Source organism: Pseudomonas sp. MH9.2 (assembly GCF_034353875.1).
GTDB lineage: Bacteria > Pseudomonadota > Gammaproteobacteria > Pseudomonadales > Pseudomonadaceae > Aquipseudomonas.
Genome location: NZ_CP133784.1, coordinates 4,326,606 through 4,342,965, shown reverse-complemented (window position 1 = coordinate 4,342,965; position 16,360 = coordinate 4,326,606). Strand labels below are relative to the sequence as shown.

General features: G+C 56.4%; 19 protein-coding genes. 12 read left to right on the top strand and 7 right to left on the bottom strand.

All coding sequences use genetic code 11. The features are described 5' to 3' along the window. Positions 1-25 precede the first annotated feature (25 nt). Positions 26-976 (bottom strand): MerR family transcriptional regulator, encoded by a 951-nt coding sequence (locus RHM55_RS20000; protein ID WP_322177978.1) that lies wholly within the window; start codon positions 974-976, stop codon positions 26-28. 200 nt (positions 977-1,176) lie between these two features. Between RHM55_RS20000 and RHM55_RS19995 the strand changes: the two genes are divergently transcribed. The 6 genes from RHM55_RS19995 (at position 1,177) to RHM55_RS19970 (ending at position 4,331) form a co-directional block, all read left to right on the top strand. Continuing rightward, a complete protein-coding gene (locus RHM55_RS19995) occupies positions 1,177-1,746 on the top strand; it encodes an antibiotic biosynthesis monooxygenase (RefSeq protein ID WP_322177977.1) in 570 nt (189 codons plus the stop codon). A 170-nt stretch (positions 1,747-1,916) separates the two neighbouring features. Further along, the gene (folM, locus tag RHM55_RS19990) at positions 1,917-2,627 is read left to right on the top strand and encodes a dihydromonapterin reductase (RefSeq protein ID WP_322177976.1); all 711 of its coding nucleotides are present in this window, start codon (positions 1,917-1,919) and stop codon (positions 2,625-2,627) included. Positions 2,628-2,649: 22 nt separating this feature from the next. Then, positions 2,650-3,210: a GTP cyclohydrolase I FolE gene (gene folE / locus RHM55_RS19985; RefSeq protein ID WP_322177975.1), complete on the top strand. Its 561-nt coding sequence runs from the start codon at positions 2,650-2,652 to the stop codon at positions 3,208-3,210. A gap of 2 nt (positions 3,211-3,212) precedes the next feature. Then, a complete protein-coding gene (folX, locus tag RHM55_RS19980) occupies positions 3,213-3,584 on the top strand; it encodes a dihydroneopterin triphosphate 2'-epimerase (RefSeq protein ID WP_322177974.1) in 372 nt (123 codons plus the stop codon). Positions 3,585-3,700: 116 nt separating this feature from the next. Then, on the top strand, positions 3,701-3,997 hold the full coding sequence (locus tag RHM55_RS19975; RefSeq protein ID WP_322177973.1) for a DUF1244 domain-containing protein: 297 nt from the start codon (positions 3,701-3,703) through the stop codon (positions 3,995-3,997). Beyond that, positions 3,990-4,331: a HopJ type III effector protein gene (locus RHM55_RS19970; protein WP_322177972.1), complete on the top strand. Its 342-nt coding sequence runs from the start codon at positions 3,990-3,992 to the stop codon at positions 4,329-4,331. The genes RHM55_RS19975 and RHM55_RS19970 overlap by 8 nt, the downstream gene beginning before the upstream one ends. A 75-nt stretch (positions 4,332-4,406) precedes the next feature. On the opposite strand, the gene trxB is transcribed toward RHM55_RS19970, so the two are convergent. Further along, the gene (trxB, locus tag RHM55_RS19965; RefSeq protein ID WP_322177971.1) at positions 4,407-5,369 is read right to left on the bottom strand and encodes a thioredoxin-disulfide reductase; all 963 of its coding nucleotides are present in this window, start codon (positions 5,367-5,369) and stop codon (positions 4,407-4,409) included. Between the two features lie 151 nt (positions 5,370-5,520). Continuing rightward, a complete protein-coding gene (locus tag RHM55_RS19960) occupies positions 5,521-6,120 on the bottom strand; it encodes a peroxiredoxin (RefSeq protein ID WP_322177970.1) in 600 nt (199 codons plus the stop codon). Positions 6,121-6,369: 249 nt separating this feature from the next. On the opposite strand from RHM55_RS19960, the gene cysZ reads away from it, so the two are divergent. The 4 genes from cysZ to RHM55_RS19940 all read left to right on the top strand — a co-directional run bounded on the left by cysZ (position 6,370) and on the right by RHM55_RS19940 (position 10,715). Beyond that, entirely contained in the window at positions 6,370-7,125 is a 756-nt protein-coding gene (gene cysZ / locus RHM55_RS19955; RefSeq protein WP_322177969.1) for a sulfate transporter CysZ, read from the top strand. A 215-nt stretch (positions 7,126-7,340) separates the two neighbouring features. Further along, entirely contained in the window at positions 7,341-7,652 is a 312-nt protein-coding gene (locus tag RHM55_RS19950; RefSeq protein ID WP_322177968.1) for a hypothetical protein, read from the top strand. A 698-nt stretch (positions 7,653-8,350) separates the two neighbouring features. After that, positions 8,351-8,785, top strand: a complete 435-nt coding sequence (locus tag RHM55_RS19945; RefSeq protein WP_322177967.1) for a hypothetical protein — start codon at positions 8,351-8,353, stop codon at positions 8,783-8,785. Positions 8,786-9,539: 754 nt separating this feature from the next. Then, entirely contained in the window at positions 9,540-10,715 is a 1,176-nt protein-coding gene (locus tag RHM55_RS19940) for a glycosyltransferase family 1 protein (protein ID WP_322177966.1), read from the top strand. Positions 10,716-10,801: 86 nt separating this feature from the next. Here RHM55_RS19940 and RHM55_RS19935 read toward each other — a convergent pair whose 3' ends face one another. The 4 genes from RHM55_RS19935 to RHM55_RS19920 form a co-directional block, all read right to left on the bottom strand. Beyond that, a complete protein-coding gene (locus RHM55_RS19935) occupies positions 10,802-11,905 on the bottom strand; it encodes an NADH:flavin oxidoreductase (protein WP_322177965.1) in 1,104 nt (367 codons plus the stop codon). A gap of 17 nt (positions 11,906-11,922) precedes the next feature. Further along, positions 11,923-12,534, bottom strand: coding sequence for a TetR/AcrR family transcriptional regulator (locus tag RHM55_RS19930; protein WP_407074566.1), 612 nt, complete (start codon positions 12,532-12,534; stop codon positions 11,923-11,925). Positions 12,535-12,711: 177 nt separating this feature from the next. Beyond that, positions 12,712-13,194, bottom strand: a complete 483-nt coding sequence (locus RHM55_RS19925) for a glutathione peroxidase (protein WP_322177963.1) — start codon at positions 13,192-13,194, stop codon at positions 12,712-12,714. Positions 13,195-13,315: 121 nt separating this feature from the next. Further along, a complete protein-coding gene (locus tag RHM55_RS19920) occupies positions 13,316-13,801 on the bottom strand; it encodes a peptidylprolyl isomerase (protein ID WP_322177962.1) in 486 nt (161 codons plus the stop codon). A gap of 13 nt (positions 13,802-13,814) precedes the next feature. Here RHM55_RS19920 and RHM55_RS19915 point away from each other — a divergent pair, with 13 nt between their 5' ends. Both RHM55_RS19915 and pta read left to right on the top strand, forming a co-directional pair. Then, the gene (locus RHM55_RS19915; RefSeq protein ID WP_322183028.1) at positions 13,815-14,129 is read left to right on the top strand and encodes a DUF3565 domain-containing protein; all 315 of its coding nucleotides are present in this window, start codon (positions 13,815-13,817) and stop codon (positions 14,127-14,129) included. A gap of 95 nt (positions 14,130-14,224) precedes the next feature. Continuing rightward, on the top strand, positions 14,225-16,315 hold the full coding sequence (gene pta, locus RHM55_RS19910) for a phosphate acetyltransferase (protein WP_322177961.1): 2,091 nt from the start codon (positions 14,225-14,227) through the stop codon (positions 16,313-16,315). Positions 16,316-16,360 lie beyond the last annotated feature (45 nt).

Below are 16,360 nucleotides of genomic sequence, written 5' to 3'. Positions count from 1 at the left end.
AAACTTCACGGTGCATCGACACCGTCTATGTGTCCAGATGCCCCGCTAAAAACTGCTGCAAACGCCGCTGCATGGAACGTCCGTCACTTCCCAGGCAAGCGATGGGCGAACCGTCGAGGCTTTCTTGCGCCAAATCCGATGCCTCCCCTGCCAACAAAACAGGGCAATCCAGGGTCAGCGCGAGGCGCTTCAGGCGCCGAGGCAGATCCGCCGCAGGTGGATGATTTGAAAACAGCACCAAGGCCTGAGGCTGAATTTTTTCACAGACCAGGCTCAGCTCTTCCAGTGGCTGACCGAGCGCCAAGACACTGATCGACGTATCTGTCGTGCCCAGCATCAACCCCGCCACCCATAGCTCCAACTCGCGACATTGACCAGGGATAGCCGCAAGTACGACCTTCAACTCCGTCGTACCGCGCAGCATCTGCAAGCGTTGCAGCGTTCGCGCACGCAAAAAGCTGTCGAGAAACAACCATTCACTGGCTTGGCCAAATTGATCCTGATGCAGCAGAAACTCCTGCCACAACGGCATCAAAATGTCCTGGAACACCACGGTCAACGGGTAACTGGCAAATATCTGGCCATATAACTGCTCCAGACCGCGCTCATCGAAGGCGCTGATGGTGCGACGCAGTTGTGCCTGCCATTCACCCCACTCACCCAGCAAGCCATCATCTGGAAGCGGATTGGACTGAGTCCTGACGATGCTGGCCTTGGCGAGAATCTTTCCGACTTTGCTGACCGCCACACCGCGTTCGATCCAGCCAAGAATACTCCGTACCTCGTCGATGTCGGCTTGGGAATACAGACGGTGGCCGCTGTCGGTGCGGGTCGGCTGGATCAGCCCGTAACGCCGCTCCCAGGCGCGCAGCGTGACCGGATTGATCCCGGTAATACGCGACACTTCGCGAATGGGGAACAACTCTTCTTGTTTGAGGCCGCTGCCCAGAGCAGGGCCAATAACAGGTTCGGTCATGACAGGCATCGCTTGAGAACTGTGGCAGCATTGTACCCTCAAGGCCGCCCCTACAAACAACGCGAGCGACGACAGCCTCTGGCTTATTCGTGGGAATCGGGAATAATCCTTGCCTGCCTTTTAAACGCAGCCCACCACCCCGGCGCTGCGTTATGTGAATTCCCTACCCGGGAAACTCACTCGCCTTACGGAGATGCACGATGTCTACCTCACCCGTCACCCTGATGGTCGCCCGCCGCGTCGCCCATGGCCGCTACCACGAACTCATCGCCTGGCTGCATGAAGGTGAGCAACTTGCCACCGACTTCCCCGGATATCTGGGCTCCGGCGTTTTAGCGCCGCCCCCTGGTGACGATGAATTCCAGATCATCTTTCGCTTCGCCGACGAATTCACAATGCACGCATGGGAGCATTCCGCGTCACGAAGCACTTGGCTGGTGCGCGGCAGTGGCTTGTTTGCCCAACCGTCGGAACACCGGGTCAGAGGCATCGACGGCTGGTTTGGTGCCGCCGGTCAGCGTCCACCGCGCAGAAAACAAGCCGTGGCCATCTGGCTCGCGTTCTTCCCGGTATCGCTAATGTTCAACTTCTTGCTGGGGCCCCTGCTCAATGAGTTGAGTTTGCTGCCCCGGGTGCTGGTCAGTACCTTGGCCCTCACACCGCTGATGGTTTTCCTGTTCATTCCACTGTCCACCCACCTGCTGTCACCCTGGTTGCACAGCGCACCTCAAGCGCCAATCCGCGCATCAGAATCGTCACCCAGCCACTAGCCAGGCGCGAAGTTCAACAACTCGCGCTGCGCGGTGCGGGTTGTTCAGTGAGGGCCATTGGTATAACTTTGCTGCAAATAATAGCCAGCTAATGGTTTCGCTGGTTCGAGCCGCATGCCGATCACTCAGGGCCCCGGCTTCAACCCTCACTGTGATGCGCGAGTTGCCCCATGGTTTTTCCCTCTGCCCCTATTCTGATCACTGGCGCCAGCCAGCGTATCGGGCTGGATTGCGCAAAACGCCTGTTGGCAGACGGTCATTCGGTTATCGTCAGCTACCGCAGCGACCGCCCGGGCGTGCAGCAATTACGTGACCTGGGAGCGCTGGCGATCCATGCCGATTTCTCATCTGAAGCGAGCATCCTGGCGTTCATCGATGAGCTCGGAAGCCACACCGACAGCCTGCGGGCAATTGTCCATAATGCCTCCCAGTGGCTGGCCGAAACGCCAGGCAATGAAGCCGCAGCCTTTACTCAAATGTTCAACGTGCACATGTTGGCGCCCTATTTGATCAACCTGCACTGCGCCCCATTGCTGCACCGCTCGCCAGTGGCCGACATCGTTCACATCAGCGATGACGTGACCCGTAAAGGCAGCAGCAAGCACATTGCCTACTGCGCCAGCAAAGCAGGGCTTGAAAGCCTGACCTTGTCATTTGCGGCCAAGTTCGCGCCCCGAATCAAGGTCAATAGCATCGCGCCAGCGCTGTTGATGTTTCAACCCGACGACGACGCGGCGTACCGCGCCAAGACCCTGGCCAAGTCCGCTATGGGCATAGAACCCGGTGCCGAGGTGATCTACCAGAGCCTGCGCTATCTGCTGGACAACCCCTACGTTACCGGCACAACCTTGACTGTAAACGGCGGTCGGCACCTTAAATAAGTCGCCCCGCGAGGATTCCTTGATGACCTTATCGCTGCCACAGCATTACCGTGAGATCCTCGTGGGCCTGGGTGAAAACCCAGACCGCGAAGGCCTGCTCGATACGCCCAAACGTGCCGCCAAAGCAATGCAATACCTGTGTCATGGCTACGAGCAAAGCGTTGAAGATATCGTCAATGGCGCGCTGTTTGCCTCAGACAACGATGAGATGGTCATCGTCAAGGACATCGAGTTGTACTCGCTGTGCGAGCATCACCTCCTGCCCTTCATTGGCAAAGCACACGTCGCCTACATCCCGACCGGCAAAGTCCTTGGGCTGTCGAAGATTGCGCGCATCGTCGACATGTTCGCCCGACGCCTGCAGATTCAGGAAAACCTCACCCGGCAGATTGCCGATACGATCCGCGAAGTGACCAGCGCCGCGGGCGTCGCCGTGGTGATTGAAGCTCAACACATGTGCATGATGATGCGTGGCGTTGAAAAGCAGAATTCGACCATGATCACCTCGGTCATGCTCGGTGCATTCCGTGACTCGAGTACGACCCGTCAGGAGTTTCTGCAATTGATTGGACGGAGCAAATAGTCATGCCAAGACTCGAACCAGGAACGGCCCGCATTCGGGTCAAAGACCTGCGCCTGCGCACCTTTATCGGCATCAATGAGGACGAGATCCTCAACAAGCAGGACGTGCTGATCAACCTGACGATTCTGTATGCCGCCCAGGATGCCGTGCGGGACAACGACATCGATCACGCCCTCAACTACCGCACGATCACCAAAGCCATCATTCAGCACGTGGAAGGCAATCGTTTTGCGCTGCTGGAACGGCTGACCCAGGAAGTGCTCGATCTGGTGATGCGCCACGACGCGGTGCTGTACGCCGAAGTCGAAGTCGATAAACCTCACGCCCTGCGATTTGCCGAGTCTGTGTCGATTACCCTGGCTGGGCAGCGTTGATTCAGTGTGAATAAGGGGCTGACCAAGAACCCTCACGAATGTGTTCGCGAATGGCTTGGCCCCGGTGCCTTCCCCTCTTATCATTCAAACCATTAACTGCCTGCAAAGAGCCCATCATGACCGAGCAAGAACGCCTTGAACTCGAAGCTGCCGCCTTCCGCCGCATGGTCGCGCACCTGGACAGCCGCAAAGACGTCCAAAACATCGACCTGATGAACCTTGCCGGTTTCTGTCGCAACTGCCTGTCCAAGTGGTACAAGGCCGCAGCCGATGAGAAACAGATCGACGTCAGCCTCGACCAGGCCCGCGAAGTGGTTTACGGCATGCCTTACAGCGAGTGGAAAACCCACTACCAGCAAGAAGCCAACGCCGAGCAGAAAGCCGCGTTCGCCAAGGAAAAAAAGCATGACTGATCTGAACACCCTGCGCGCCAGCCTTCGTAGCGGCCAGCACGCCTTCGCCGACACCCTGGCATTCATCTCTACTGGCTACGACTACCAGCCACAGGCGTTCAACAACGGCAGCGTGGAAAACGCCGCCGGGCAGAACGAAGGTTCCTGCAAGACACTGGGCCTGGCCGTGCTTGAAGGTCTGAGCGATGAAGAAGCCCTGCTCGCATTTGGCGAACACTATCGCTCGGTGCAAGCGACCCCTGAAGGCAACGATCACGGCAACATCCGCGCGCTGATCGCTCACGGCCTGGTCGGGGTGACCTTCGCAGCCGAGCCGCTGAAACGCAAAGCCTGAATATTCCGTGCCAGCAAGACTGAACATAAAAAAACCGGCCTAGGCCGGTTTTTTTTTGCAGCCACAAGCAGACTTTTACAGCGAAGTGTCCTGCAGGCCATCGAGATAACGCTCGACGTCCAGTGCCGCCATGCAACCCGCACCCGCCGAGGTAATCGCCTGACGGTAGATGTGGTCAGCCACATCACCCGCCGCGAAAACACCGTCGACATTGGTAGCAGTCGCATTACCGTCACGACCGCCCTGAACCACCATGTAGCCGTCTTTCAAGGCCAGTTGACCTTCGAACAGTGACGTGTTCGGCGTGTGCCCGATAGCGATGAACACGCCATCGACTTTCAGCTCGTCGGCGCTGCCGTCATTATTTCTCAGGCGAGCACCGGTCACGCCCATGTTATCGCCCAGCACTTCTTCCAGGGTCGCGTTGAGCTTGAGCACGATCTTGCCTTCGGCAACGCGGGCATGCAGCTTGTCGATCAGGATCTTCTCGGCGCGGAACGTTTCGCGACGGTGGACCAAAGTCACTTTGCTGGCGATGTTAGCCAGGTACAGCGCCTCTTCCACGGCAGTGTTACCACCACCGACGACTGCGACTTCACGGTTGCGATAGAAGAAACCATCGCAGGTCGCGCAGGCAGAGACGCCCTTGCCCATGAAAGTTTCTTCCGACGGCAGGCCCAGATAGCGAGCGCTGGCACCGGTCGCAATGATCAAGGCGTCACAGGTGTACGTCGCGTTGTCGCCTTTGAGACTGAACGGCTTGCCAGCCAGGTCCACGGCGTTGATGTGGTCAAACACCACTTCGGTTTCGAAACGCTCGGCGTGTTCTTTCATCCGCTCCATCAACACAGGGCCGGTCAGGCCGTGGGGATCACCAGGCCAGTTATCAACCTCAGTGGTGGTGGTCAATTGACCACCTGCCTGCATGCCGGTAATCAGCAGCGGTTTGAGGTTGGCACGTGCCGCGTAGACCGCTGCGCTGTAACCGGCAGGGCCGGAGCCGAGAATAATCACTCGGGAATGACGTACATCAGACATGACACACTCCTATTGACCGGCCATCGTTACGCGTGGTCGGAACGCCGGTGTACCGGCTGGAATAAAAAAGGACCGCACAAGCACTTGGGGAAGGCTTACAACACGGCAGTCCTGAAAATATGAGGCTGCGGCCGGAGCCGCAGCCGGGGTATTACAGGTTCTTGGCGTTTTCGGCCAAGTAATCGGCAACGCCCTTGGCGTCAGCCTTCATGCCTTTTTGACCTGGGCGCCAGCCGGCTGGACAGACTTCGCCGTGCTCTTCGGTGAATTGCAGAGCTTCAACCAAACGGACCATTTCGTCGACATTGCGACCCAGTGGCAGGTTGTTAACGACCTGATGCTGAACCACACCTTCCTTGTCGATCAGGAACGAAGCGCGCAGAGCGACGCCAGCTTCGTGTTCGATGCCGTAAGCGCGAGTGATTTCGTGTTTGACGTCGGCCACCATGGTGAATTGAACTTCACCGATGCCGCCTTTTTCAACAGGGGTGCTGCGCCATGCGTGGTGAGTGAATTGCGAGTCGATGGAAACGCCGACCACTTCAACACCCAGCTCGCGGAATTTCGCGATGCGGTTGTTGTGGGCGATGATTTCAGACGGGCAAACGAAGGTGAAATCCAGAGGCCAGAAAAACAGAACCACGTATTTGCCACGCAGGGAGGACAGCTTGAAGCTGTCGACGATAGAGCCGTCACCCAATACCGCTGCTGCGTCGAAATCCGGGGCCTGCTTGTTTACCAGTACGCTCATGATGACTCCTTGGAGATTAAAATTTCAGGAAGAGATTGATAAGTTGTCGAGAAGCTTATCGGGGTCGCGAAGATTAAGGAAATATCGTTTCACAATCCACCTCATAGGCAGGGTCTATCCAGATAACCTTTGTATCAACGCTTGACCATAGACTTTACGCCGTCGGGTTTGTTACCGCGAATGTCTGCACTTTCGTACGGGCTGCAAAGCCGGTAAGGTCGGCGCGTTTACCACCACCCGGAGCCTGCCATGCCTGCCCCTGTTCTTTCTGGCCCGCAATACCTGCGTGAAGGCCTGAAACTGGTCCTAAGCCCCGGCTTGCGCCTGTTCGTTCTGCTGCCGCTGGCCATCAACCTGGTGCTATTCGGCGGCCTGATTTACCTGGCCATGCATCAGTTCGGCATGTGGGTCGACACCTTCATGCCAACCCTGCCGGTCTGGTTGAGCTTTCTCAATTACATCCTCTGGCCATTGTTCGTGGTGCTGGTGCTGCTGATGGTGTTCTTCACCTTCACCATGATCGCCAATATCATTGCCGCGCCGTTCAACGGTTTTCTCGCGGAAAAGGTCGAAGTGGTGCTACGTGGCACCGATGACTTCCCGACCTTCAGTTGGGGCGAACTGGTCGCCATGGTCCCGCGCACCTTCAGCCGGGAGATGCGCAAACTTGGCTACTTCCTGCCCCGCGCGATCGGCCTGCTGATCCTGTCCTTCATCCCGGTGGTCAATCTGGTCGCTGCGCCACTGTGGCTGTTGTTCGGCGTCTGGATGATGGCTATCCAGTACATCGACTACCCGGCGGACAACCATAAAATGGGCTGGAACGAAATGCTCGCCTGGCTGCGTGCTAAACGCTGGCAGAGCCTAAGCTTCGGCGGCATCGTCTATCTGGCGTTGCTGATTCCGGTGGTCAACATCTTGATGATGCCCGCCGCCGTAGCAGGTGCGACCTTATTCTGGGTACGCGAACGCGGAGCAGAGGCAGCGCCCCGTAACACGCTTTAAAGCTCGCCGATAGCAGCCGGTTGTTTTGTTCCAGTGACGCACCGGCTGTTATCTAAAGCACGCACTAACGCCCGATGAATTTCACTGCCATAACTATGTATGTGCTGTCACCCCGCTTGATCCTTTCTAATGGCTCTTCCAAACAACCTGTCCCTCTGCATACCACGATGAGCATGATGTTCAACGGCGGGGACGCTAGATAAAGGAAGATCACCATGAGCACTGAAATCATTCGTGAAAAAGCGCGCAACCTGCTGAATGCTGCGTTGGAAAACTGGAACCTGAACCCGGACGCCGTCTATTTCAACGGCGTCAACAACATGACCGAACGCCTGGTCATTGCTTCCATTTCACTGACCGAAGAAGCCGTAGATAAAACCCTCGAAAAAGATCTGCCTACGTACTCCTATGTAAACGGAGGTCTGTTTTCGGTAGCTTACTCGTTCGCCGATGAACACCGCGTGGAGGGGCCTGACGCTGAAACCCTGAGCCGCATCATTACTGAAATCGTTCATACCCTGGCTTAATAGCACCACGCATTTCCTTGATGGGAAGTCATTGCGGCATTAACCAGAGCATGTTCATCCTGTAAAAAGGATGAACATGTTTACCCCGTAAAAAAATGAAAACAACCAAGGCACTATTTGGCATCAGAACAGGGGCGATTAACCGGAAGGCAACCCCTTGCCGATAGGGGGGCAACCCTTTGCCCACGTCCTATAAATAACTATTTGTAGGAACTTTCTGTAGGACAACTATTCCAGCGCTCAGAATAGCTGCAACAGTTGACTCATCCTCCGCGCCGCTCGTCCTCAAATAAAAACTGGCATCTTTATTGCTCTCCTAACACTAAAAAACCAGGAGGCATTATGCCCATTGAACCCAGCATGAACTAAATTCAAACTGTTTCAAATATTCAGAAAACCATCTTTGGTTCCGTACCCGCAGCTATCGAGAGATTAGTCGAGCCTCGCTCAAGATTCGTACACATGTTAGACAGTGCCATGAGCGAATATAACGCGACTCAAGATAGAACATATCAACCGGGCCCAGCGGCACTTACAATGCTCGTACTGCCCCGCTCGACGGTGCTCATGCAGAATGATGTACGCGACAAATCCCCGAATCAAGATAAAAGCTATACACCCGCCCGATTGAAACAACTCGACCAGAAGCTAAGGACGCAACGTCGTTACGGACCCTCGATAGCGCAGGCAAGTCATTCATGCAGAATTTTAACGAGGCAGTCACAGCGTCCGAAACGCACAAAGAACACACTAAAAGTGCTAAAAGCGTATCGTTCAGAGGTTTTCTGTTGGACAGAGCCAACAACGACCCACAAGAGGCTGCACGGCTGGCTCATAGCTATGCCTACAATTCTCTCAACGGAGAAATGCATGATCTTACTGACTACCCTATTATTCGATATAGCTCGACCGGCGAAATTGTGACTGATACCACAACCTCATATTTTGAGAGAACAATGCTCTCAATGAGAAAAGAGCGGGTTGAACTGTATGAAACAGAACAAGCAAAGGGCACACCTCCAGTAACAATCCTGGAGAAAATACTGAATTTCAATAATGGATTGCCACAAAAGTTTCGTGAAATGGCAAACTGGCAAACTCTGCGCCCAGGGTTTATCACGCGAACAGCATAACACAATAGCTGACCGGCGCTCCTGTTATTAAAGTCGTCAGTGGAACCCGTCCTCTGCCGAGAAATATCTTTGCAGTGATCAGCACCATGACACAGATACACAGAGAGTCCTCTCGGCCAACCTACAACGCCACAATTCCAAGTGACATTTTATATTTTTCCGTTCGCCGCCGGCGAGCCAGAAACAGGCACATTAGCCGTGTACAGATAACCTTCAGAGTGAACAGTTGGCAACACAGTTGATGGCTGATAACTGCTAGCCACTGCCATCTGTGAGCACGTTAAAAGTGCCGTAACCATTCCTAGGGCCGCAAGAGTCCCGTTCAACTTTTTAGAGTTAAATTTCATGTGATACTTTCTGAAAAGTATTGATGGGCGGCAAAACCTCAAAAGCCTGAAGTTAATAGCCCTGTGTACCGAGACCCAACACTGCAACAAGAGCATTGAAACTCGACAAACCTCACGTTACTTAGAAAGCATTCAGCGGCAACATGAAACCCACTGAAATAGTGACTTAAAGAAACGTCCTACATAACTATAAGACCGACACTTAAATAAAAGACCCGTTGGCAAATAACTACTATGCCCCGCCTCCAATCTGATATTAACCACCTGAACCCGGCACGCCCCGTTCAATAATATTTAATCAAATTAAACTGATAAAACGCGCGAGCAGCAACTGCCCGCCCATCACCGTCACAAATCCATCATCAAATCACCACATAAGCGACATGCCCTCAGCCGAGACTGACGTCATGAGCACGATCTTGCATGTCACCCTGATTACCGAAACCTTCCCGCCAGAGATCAATGGCGTGGCCAATACCCTTGGTCGGTTGTGCGACGGCCTGCGTCTGCGCGGTCACCGTGTCGAGTTGATACGTCCGCGCCAGAGTGAAGATGCAGGGCTTGTCGCCGCAGACGATCTGATGCTGTGCCGTGGCTGGCCGATTCCGGGATATCCCGGGTTGCAATGGGGGCAATCATCAATGCACAAGCTGTTGCGGCGCTGGACGCGGCAACGCCCGGATGTGCTGTACATCGCCACCGAAGGGCCGCTGGGATTGTCCGCATTGCGCGCGGCAAGGCGCTTGGGAATTGCCGTGGTCAGTGGTTTTCACACCAACTTCCAGCAGTACACTCACGAATACGGGTTCGGGTTTGTCACCCGCCTGCTGACGCATTACTTGCGCTGGTTTCACAATCGCTCACAGATCACCGTCGTGCCCAGCCTGAGCCAGAAAATGGAGCTGGAGCGTCGTGGTTTTGAGCGGGTTGAACTGCTGTCGCGGGGCGTCGACAGTCAGTTGTTTCATCCATCGAAGCGCTCGGCGGCGCTGCGTGAAAGCTGGGGGCTGAGCGTGGACGATATTGCCGTGCTGCATGTGGGCAGGCTCGCTCCCGAGAAAAATCTGGGCCTGCTTAAAACCAGCTTTGACGCCCTGCAAGCGGCACACCCTCGACAAACGCTGAAGTTGATTATCGTCGGCGACGGCCCGCAACGAACGACGCTGGAACAGCAACTGCCGAACGCGATTTTCTGCGGCACGCAACGGGGGGACATACTGGCGACGCACTATGCATCAGGGGATTTGTTTGTATTCCCGAGCCTGACCGAAACCTTTGGCAATGTGGTGCTTGAGGCCTTGGCGTCCGGGCTGGGCGTGATTGCCTATGACCAAGCCGCTGCGGCTCAGCATATTCGTCACGGCCACAATGGTGCACTAGCGATGCCGGGGGATGAGGAAGCGTTTATCGATGCCGCACGTTGGTTGCTCGAAGAAAGCGAAACGCTGCGCAGAGTCCGCTTGAACGCGCGGCAACACGCCAGTCGTCAGGGATGGGCGGCGATTATCGACCTGTTCGAAAGACAATTACGCAGCGCGTGCGCGATGAGCAACAAGGCGTTGCCCATGGGGCAATTATTGTAAGCGCGTGGGGACCGCCCAGTCCTTGCCCGCGATCAGCTTGACGGTGTGTCAGGCATGATGCCATCGCGGGCAAGCGCCTACAGGTTTTAGACCAACGTCATTAAGGCGTCACGGCTGAACGGCAGGATGTCCTGCTCGCGGCCATCACGCACCTTCACCGCCCAGTCAGGGTCCACCAGTAATGCACGGCCTACCGCGACCAAGTCGAACTCGTCGTTGTTCAAACGCTGCAGCAGGTTGTCCAGGCTCGCCGGTTGCGCGATCTTGTCGGTATTAACCATGAATTGCAGGAACTCGCCATCAAGCCCGACACTGCCCACGGTGATGGTCGGTTTGCCGGTCAGCTTGCGGGTCCAGCCGGCCAGGTTCAGATCAGAGCCTTCAAACTCAGGTTCCCAGAAGCGACGTGTCGAACAATGAAAGATATCTACGCCAGCGTCTGACAGCGGCTTGAGGAATTCGCCCAGCGCTTCCGGCGTCTGCACCAGACGTGCGCTGTAGTCCTGCTGCTTCCACTGCGAGAAACGGAAGATGATCGGAAAATCAGGGCCGACCGCAGCACGCACTGCCTGGATCAACTCGATGGCAAAACGCGAACGGCCGGCCAGATCGCCGCCATATTCATCCGTGCGCTGATTGGTGCCTTCCCAGAAAAACTGATCGACGAGATAACCGTGAGCACCGTGGATTTCAACGCCGTCCATGCCAATCGCCTTGGCGTCCCTGGCTGCCTGAGCGAAGGCGCTAATCACGTCCTGAATGTCTTGTTTGGACATGCCGTGCACCACGACCTGACCGTCTTTGAGTTTTTCCGTTGGCCCGTAACCCGGCACGCTGGCGTCAGGCTCCGTGCCGACGCGGCGAACGCTGCCCACATGCCACAGTTGCGGGACGATTTTGCCGCCTTCGGCATGCACAGCATCCACGACTTTTTTCCAGCCGGCCAACGGCGCTTCACCAAAGAACTGCGGGACGTTCGGGTAACCGTTAGAGGCTTTGTGATTAACCGTCGTACCTTCGGTGATGATCAGACCTACGCCTGCGGCAGCACGCCGGCGGTAATATTCGATGACTTTGGAGTTAGGTACGCCACCAGGGGAAAACGAGCGGGTCATGGGTGCCATGACCACGCGTGACGGCAATTGCAAATGGCCCAGATGAAAGGGTTTGAACAAGGCGTTGACTGGCATGTGACGCTCCTCGGGAATCAATCGGTATCAGTGGGGCCGGGCGCCAACAGACGCTCAAGCTGGTTCAGAAAAACGTCGAGGGAGGCGACACTGCCTCCCACTTTCATGCGCATCAACGCCCCTTCCCAGGCATTGGCGATAAATTCGGCGAGCGCGGCACAGTCCGTATTGCGAGGCAACTCACCGGCCTGACGGGCGGCCGTCAGGCACTCGGCAAGAATCGCCACCGAACGCTCAAGGATCTGTTCCACCTGGCTGGCGATGGGTTGGCAGCCATCCGCCATTTCGAAACTCAAGCTGCCGATAAAGCAGTGATACTCAGGTTTCTCTTGTCGGGAAAAATGCTCGAGCAGGTCGCGGTAGTAACTCAGGACCCGCTCACGCGGGCTCTGCGTCGGGTCTGCCAGCACAGCGGCGTAACGCTGCAATCGCGGCGCGTACAAATACTCCAGCGCTTGCACGGCAAAGTCTTCTTTGCTGGCGAAGTAGTGATAAAACGAACCCTTGGGAATACCTGCGGCCTGGACAATCTCCAGCACGCCCGTGCCGTGATAACCGCGACGGGTCATCAGGTGGGCGCCTTTGGCGAGGATCAGATCACGCTTGTCGAGTCGAATGGATGTGCTCATGGTGCGAAGCATATGACCGGTCGTCTCGCTTCTGCCAGCACTATTGATTTGGGTGATTTAGCCGTAAAAGTCGGGGGGAGAATAAAGGCAAATAGCGAGGATTCAATGGACAAAACCGGGAGGAGAACAGCTTGCCGGGCGTGCTCGAATGGCAACCCGGCGGGCGAAGCCGGTGGATCAGCTCAGGGCTTTTTCAATAGCCTGAACCACCGCGTGATCTTCTGGAGACGTACTTGGCGAGAACCGCGCGAGGACGCGGCCGTCTTTACCCACCAGGAACTTCTCGAAGTTCCAGGTAATGTCTCCGGGAAATTCGGCACCTTCACCGACCAACAGACGGTACAGCGAATGACGATGAGCGCCGTTCACTTCAAGCTTGCTGCCCAACGGAAATGTCACTCCGTAATTCAGGGTGCAGAACTCTTGAATCTCCGCTTCGGACCCAGGTTCCTGGCCAGCAAATTGATTGCACGGCAGACCCAGCACGCTGAAGCCTTGATCCTTGTACTTTTGATAAAGTTTTTCCAACTCCGCGTATTGCGGTGTCAGACCACACTTGGAGGCGACGTTGACCACCAGCACGACTTTGCCCTTGAAGGGCGCGAGAGGCAATTCCTGGCCATCCAGAGCTTTTAATGTCGTGTCGTGAAAAACACTCATGACGAACTCCCAAATAACTAGCGAACTAAAAAGGCGCCCGTATCAGGCCGTGGAAACGAACCAGTCGTCTTCACATACCTGCCTGGGCGCCTTGCCAGCTAACAGAGCTTAGCAGCACAAATCAATGGTGATGGCCGCCTTCGCCATGCACGTGACCATGAGCGACTTCTTCCTGGCTGGCGTCACGAATTTCAATGATCTTGACCTCGAAATTCAAACGCTGACCCGCCAAAGGATGGTTGCCGTCAACGGTCACATCATCGCCATCCAGATCGCGGATGGTCACGATCTGCATGCTGCCGTCCGGGCCCGACGCGTGGAACTGCATACCCACTTCCAGTTCGTCGACACCTTCGAACATGCTGCGGCTCAGGGTGCTGACCAGTTCGGCCAGGTATTCGCCATAAGCGTCTTCCGGCTCGATGGACACTTTCAGTTCGTCACCGACGCTCTTGCCATCCAGAGCCTTCTCCAGGCCCGGAATGATGTTGCCTGCACCTTGCAGGTAGACCAGCGGCGCGCCGCCGGCGGAACTATCGATGACCTCACCAGCGTCGTTGGTCAGGGTATAGTCAATGGAGACAGCCTTGTTGGCGGCGATCGGCATGGGGCAAGACCTTTTGCTTAAGATTGGAGAACGATCAAGTTTAACCAAGCAATCGCCCGAAAGCGAACGCAACTCTGACGGACGGCCCAGATTGGAAAACCCGACACTTCTTGAGTTTCGCCAGGACGAGGAAGGGCACTGGATTGCCGTGCTTTCCTGCGGCCACACCCAGCATCTACGCCATCAACCGCCATGGCAATCGCGGCCTTGGGTGCTTGATCCAGCGCAACGGCAACAACGAATAGGTAAAAGCTTTAGCTGTGGCTGGTGTGCGCAGAGCCTGGATAGCGATAGTCTTATGCCCAACCAAGGCACCGAGAATCGATAGCGTGCCTGTAATGTGCGAAAAGAATCAGTGACGTAAACCGGTATTTTGGCTGGCTGATCCGCGCCGCCCTTGCACTGCTCAATTGAGAAGCCCGCATGCAAACTTTTTTTATCGCCCCCACTGACTTCGGTGTGGGTCTGACTTCCATCAGCCTGGGCCTGGTGCGCACGCTTGAACGTGCAGGGCTCAAGGTCGGCTTTTTCAAACCCATCGCCCAACCTCATCCGGGCGATCTGGGGCCAGAGCGATCTACCGAACTGGTCGCTCGCACCCACGGGCTCAAGCCTCCTAAACCGCTGGGGCTGGCCCATGTCGAACGGATGCTCGGCGATGGCCAGCTAGACGAATTGCTGGAAGAAATCATCCAGTTGTATCAAGAGGCTGCGGTAGGCAAGGACGTGCTGATCGTCGAAGGCATGGTACCTACCCGCCATGCCAGCTACGCCGCGCGGGTCAATCTGCATTTGGCGAAAAGCCTGGATGCAGAAGTGATTCTGGTCTCCGCGCCGGAAAATGAAGTGCTGACCGAGCTGTCCGGGCGGGTCGAATTGCAGGCGCAACTGTTCGGTGGGCCAAAAGACCCGAAAGTCCTCGGCGTAATTTTGAATAAAGTGCGCACCGACGAAAGCATGGAAGCCTTCGCCGCGCGCCTCAAAGAACACTCGCCTTTGTTGCGTAACGGTGATTTCCGCCTACTGGGCTGTATTCCGTTTCAGGCTGACCTGAACGCACCGCGTACCCGCGACGTGGCCGATCTGCTTGGCGCACAGGTACTCAATGCCGGCGATTACGAGCAGCGACGCATGTCTAAAGTCATCCTCTGCGCGCGCACCGTGCTCAACACCGTATCGCTGCTTAAACCGGGCGTACTCGTGGTAACGCCTGGCGATCGCGATGACATCATCCTCGCCGTCAGCCTTGCAGCGATGAACGGCGTCCCGTTGGCTGGCCTGCTGCTGACCAGCGACACCGTGCCTGATCCACGGATCATGGAGCTGTGCCGCGGCGCGCTACAAGCGGGCTTGCCCGTATTGTCCGTGAGCACCGGCTCGTATGACACGGCGAACCAGCTGAACCAACTGAACAAAGAGATCCCTATCGATGACCGCGAGCGCGCGGAAATAATTACCGATTTTGTCGCCGGGCATCTGGACGCGAAGTGGTTGCACCAGCGTTGCGGCACACCTCGGGAAATGCGCCTGTCCCCGGCGGTCTTTCGCTATCAATTGATCCAGCGCGCACAAGCCGCCAACAAGCGTATCGTCCTCCCGGAAGGCAGCGAGCCGTTGACCATCCAGGCGGCGGCCATCTGCCAGGCACGCGGCATCGCCCGTTGCGTGCTGCTGGCCAAGCCAGAAGAAGTCTATGCCGTGGCCCAGGCCCAGGGCATCGAGTTGCCAGCAGGGCTGGAAATTCTCGACCCGGACCTGATCCGGGGACGCTATATCGTACCCATGGTCGAGCTGCGCAAAAGCAAGAGCCTCAACGCGCCGATGGCCGAACAGCAATTGGAAGACACCGTAGTGATCGGCACCATGATGCTGGCGCTCGATGAGGTCGACGGCCTGGTTTCCGGGGTCATCCACTCCACCGCCAATACCATCCGTCCGGCGTTACAATTGATCAAGACCGCGCCGGGCTGCACCTTGGTGTCGTCCGTATTTTTCATGCTGTTCCCGGAGCAGGTACTGGTCTACGGCGACTGCATCATGAACCCGCACCCCAGCGCCAACGAGTTGGCTGAAATCGCCCTGCAAAGCGCCGATTCGGCAGTGGCTTTCGGCATTGCGCCGAGGGTGGCGATGATCAGTTACTCCAGCGGTGATTCGGCCAGCGGCGAAGAAGTGGAAAAAGTCCGTGAAGCCACGCAACTGGCGCATCGGGCCCAAAGCGATCTTTTGATCGACGGTCCGCTGCAGTACGATGCCGCCGCCAACGAAACCGTCGCTCGCCAACTGGCGCCCAACAGCCCGGTCGCCGGACGTGCCACGGTGTTTGTGTTCCCGGACCTGAATACCGGCAACACCACTTACAAAGCCGTGCAGCGCAGCGCAGATTGCGTCAGCCTCGGCCCGATGCTGCAAGGCCTGCGCAAACCGGTTAACGACCTGCCGCGCGGCGCTCAGGTCGATGACATCGTCTACACCATCGCCCTTACGGCGATTCAGGCTGACAACCTTTCCTGACCCCAATAACAACCGCCGGGAAGTCCGGCGGCACTTGAACTATTT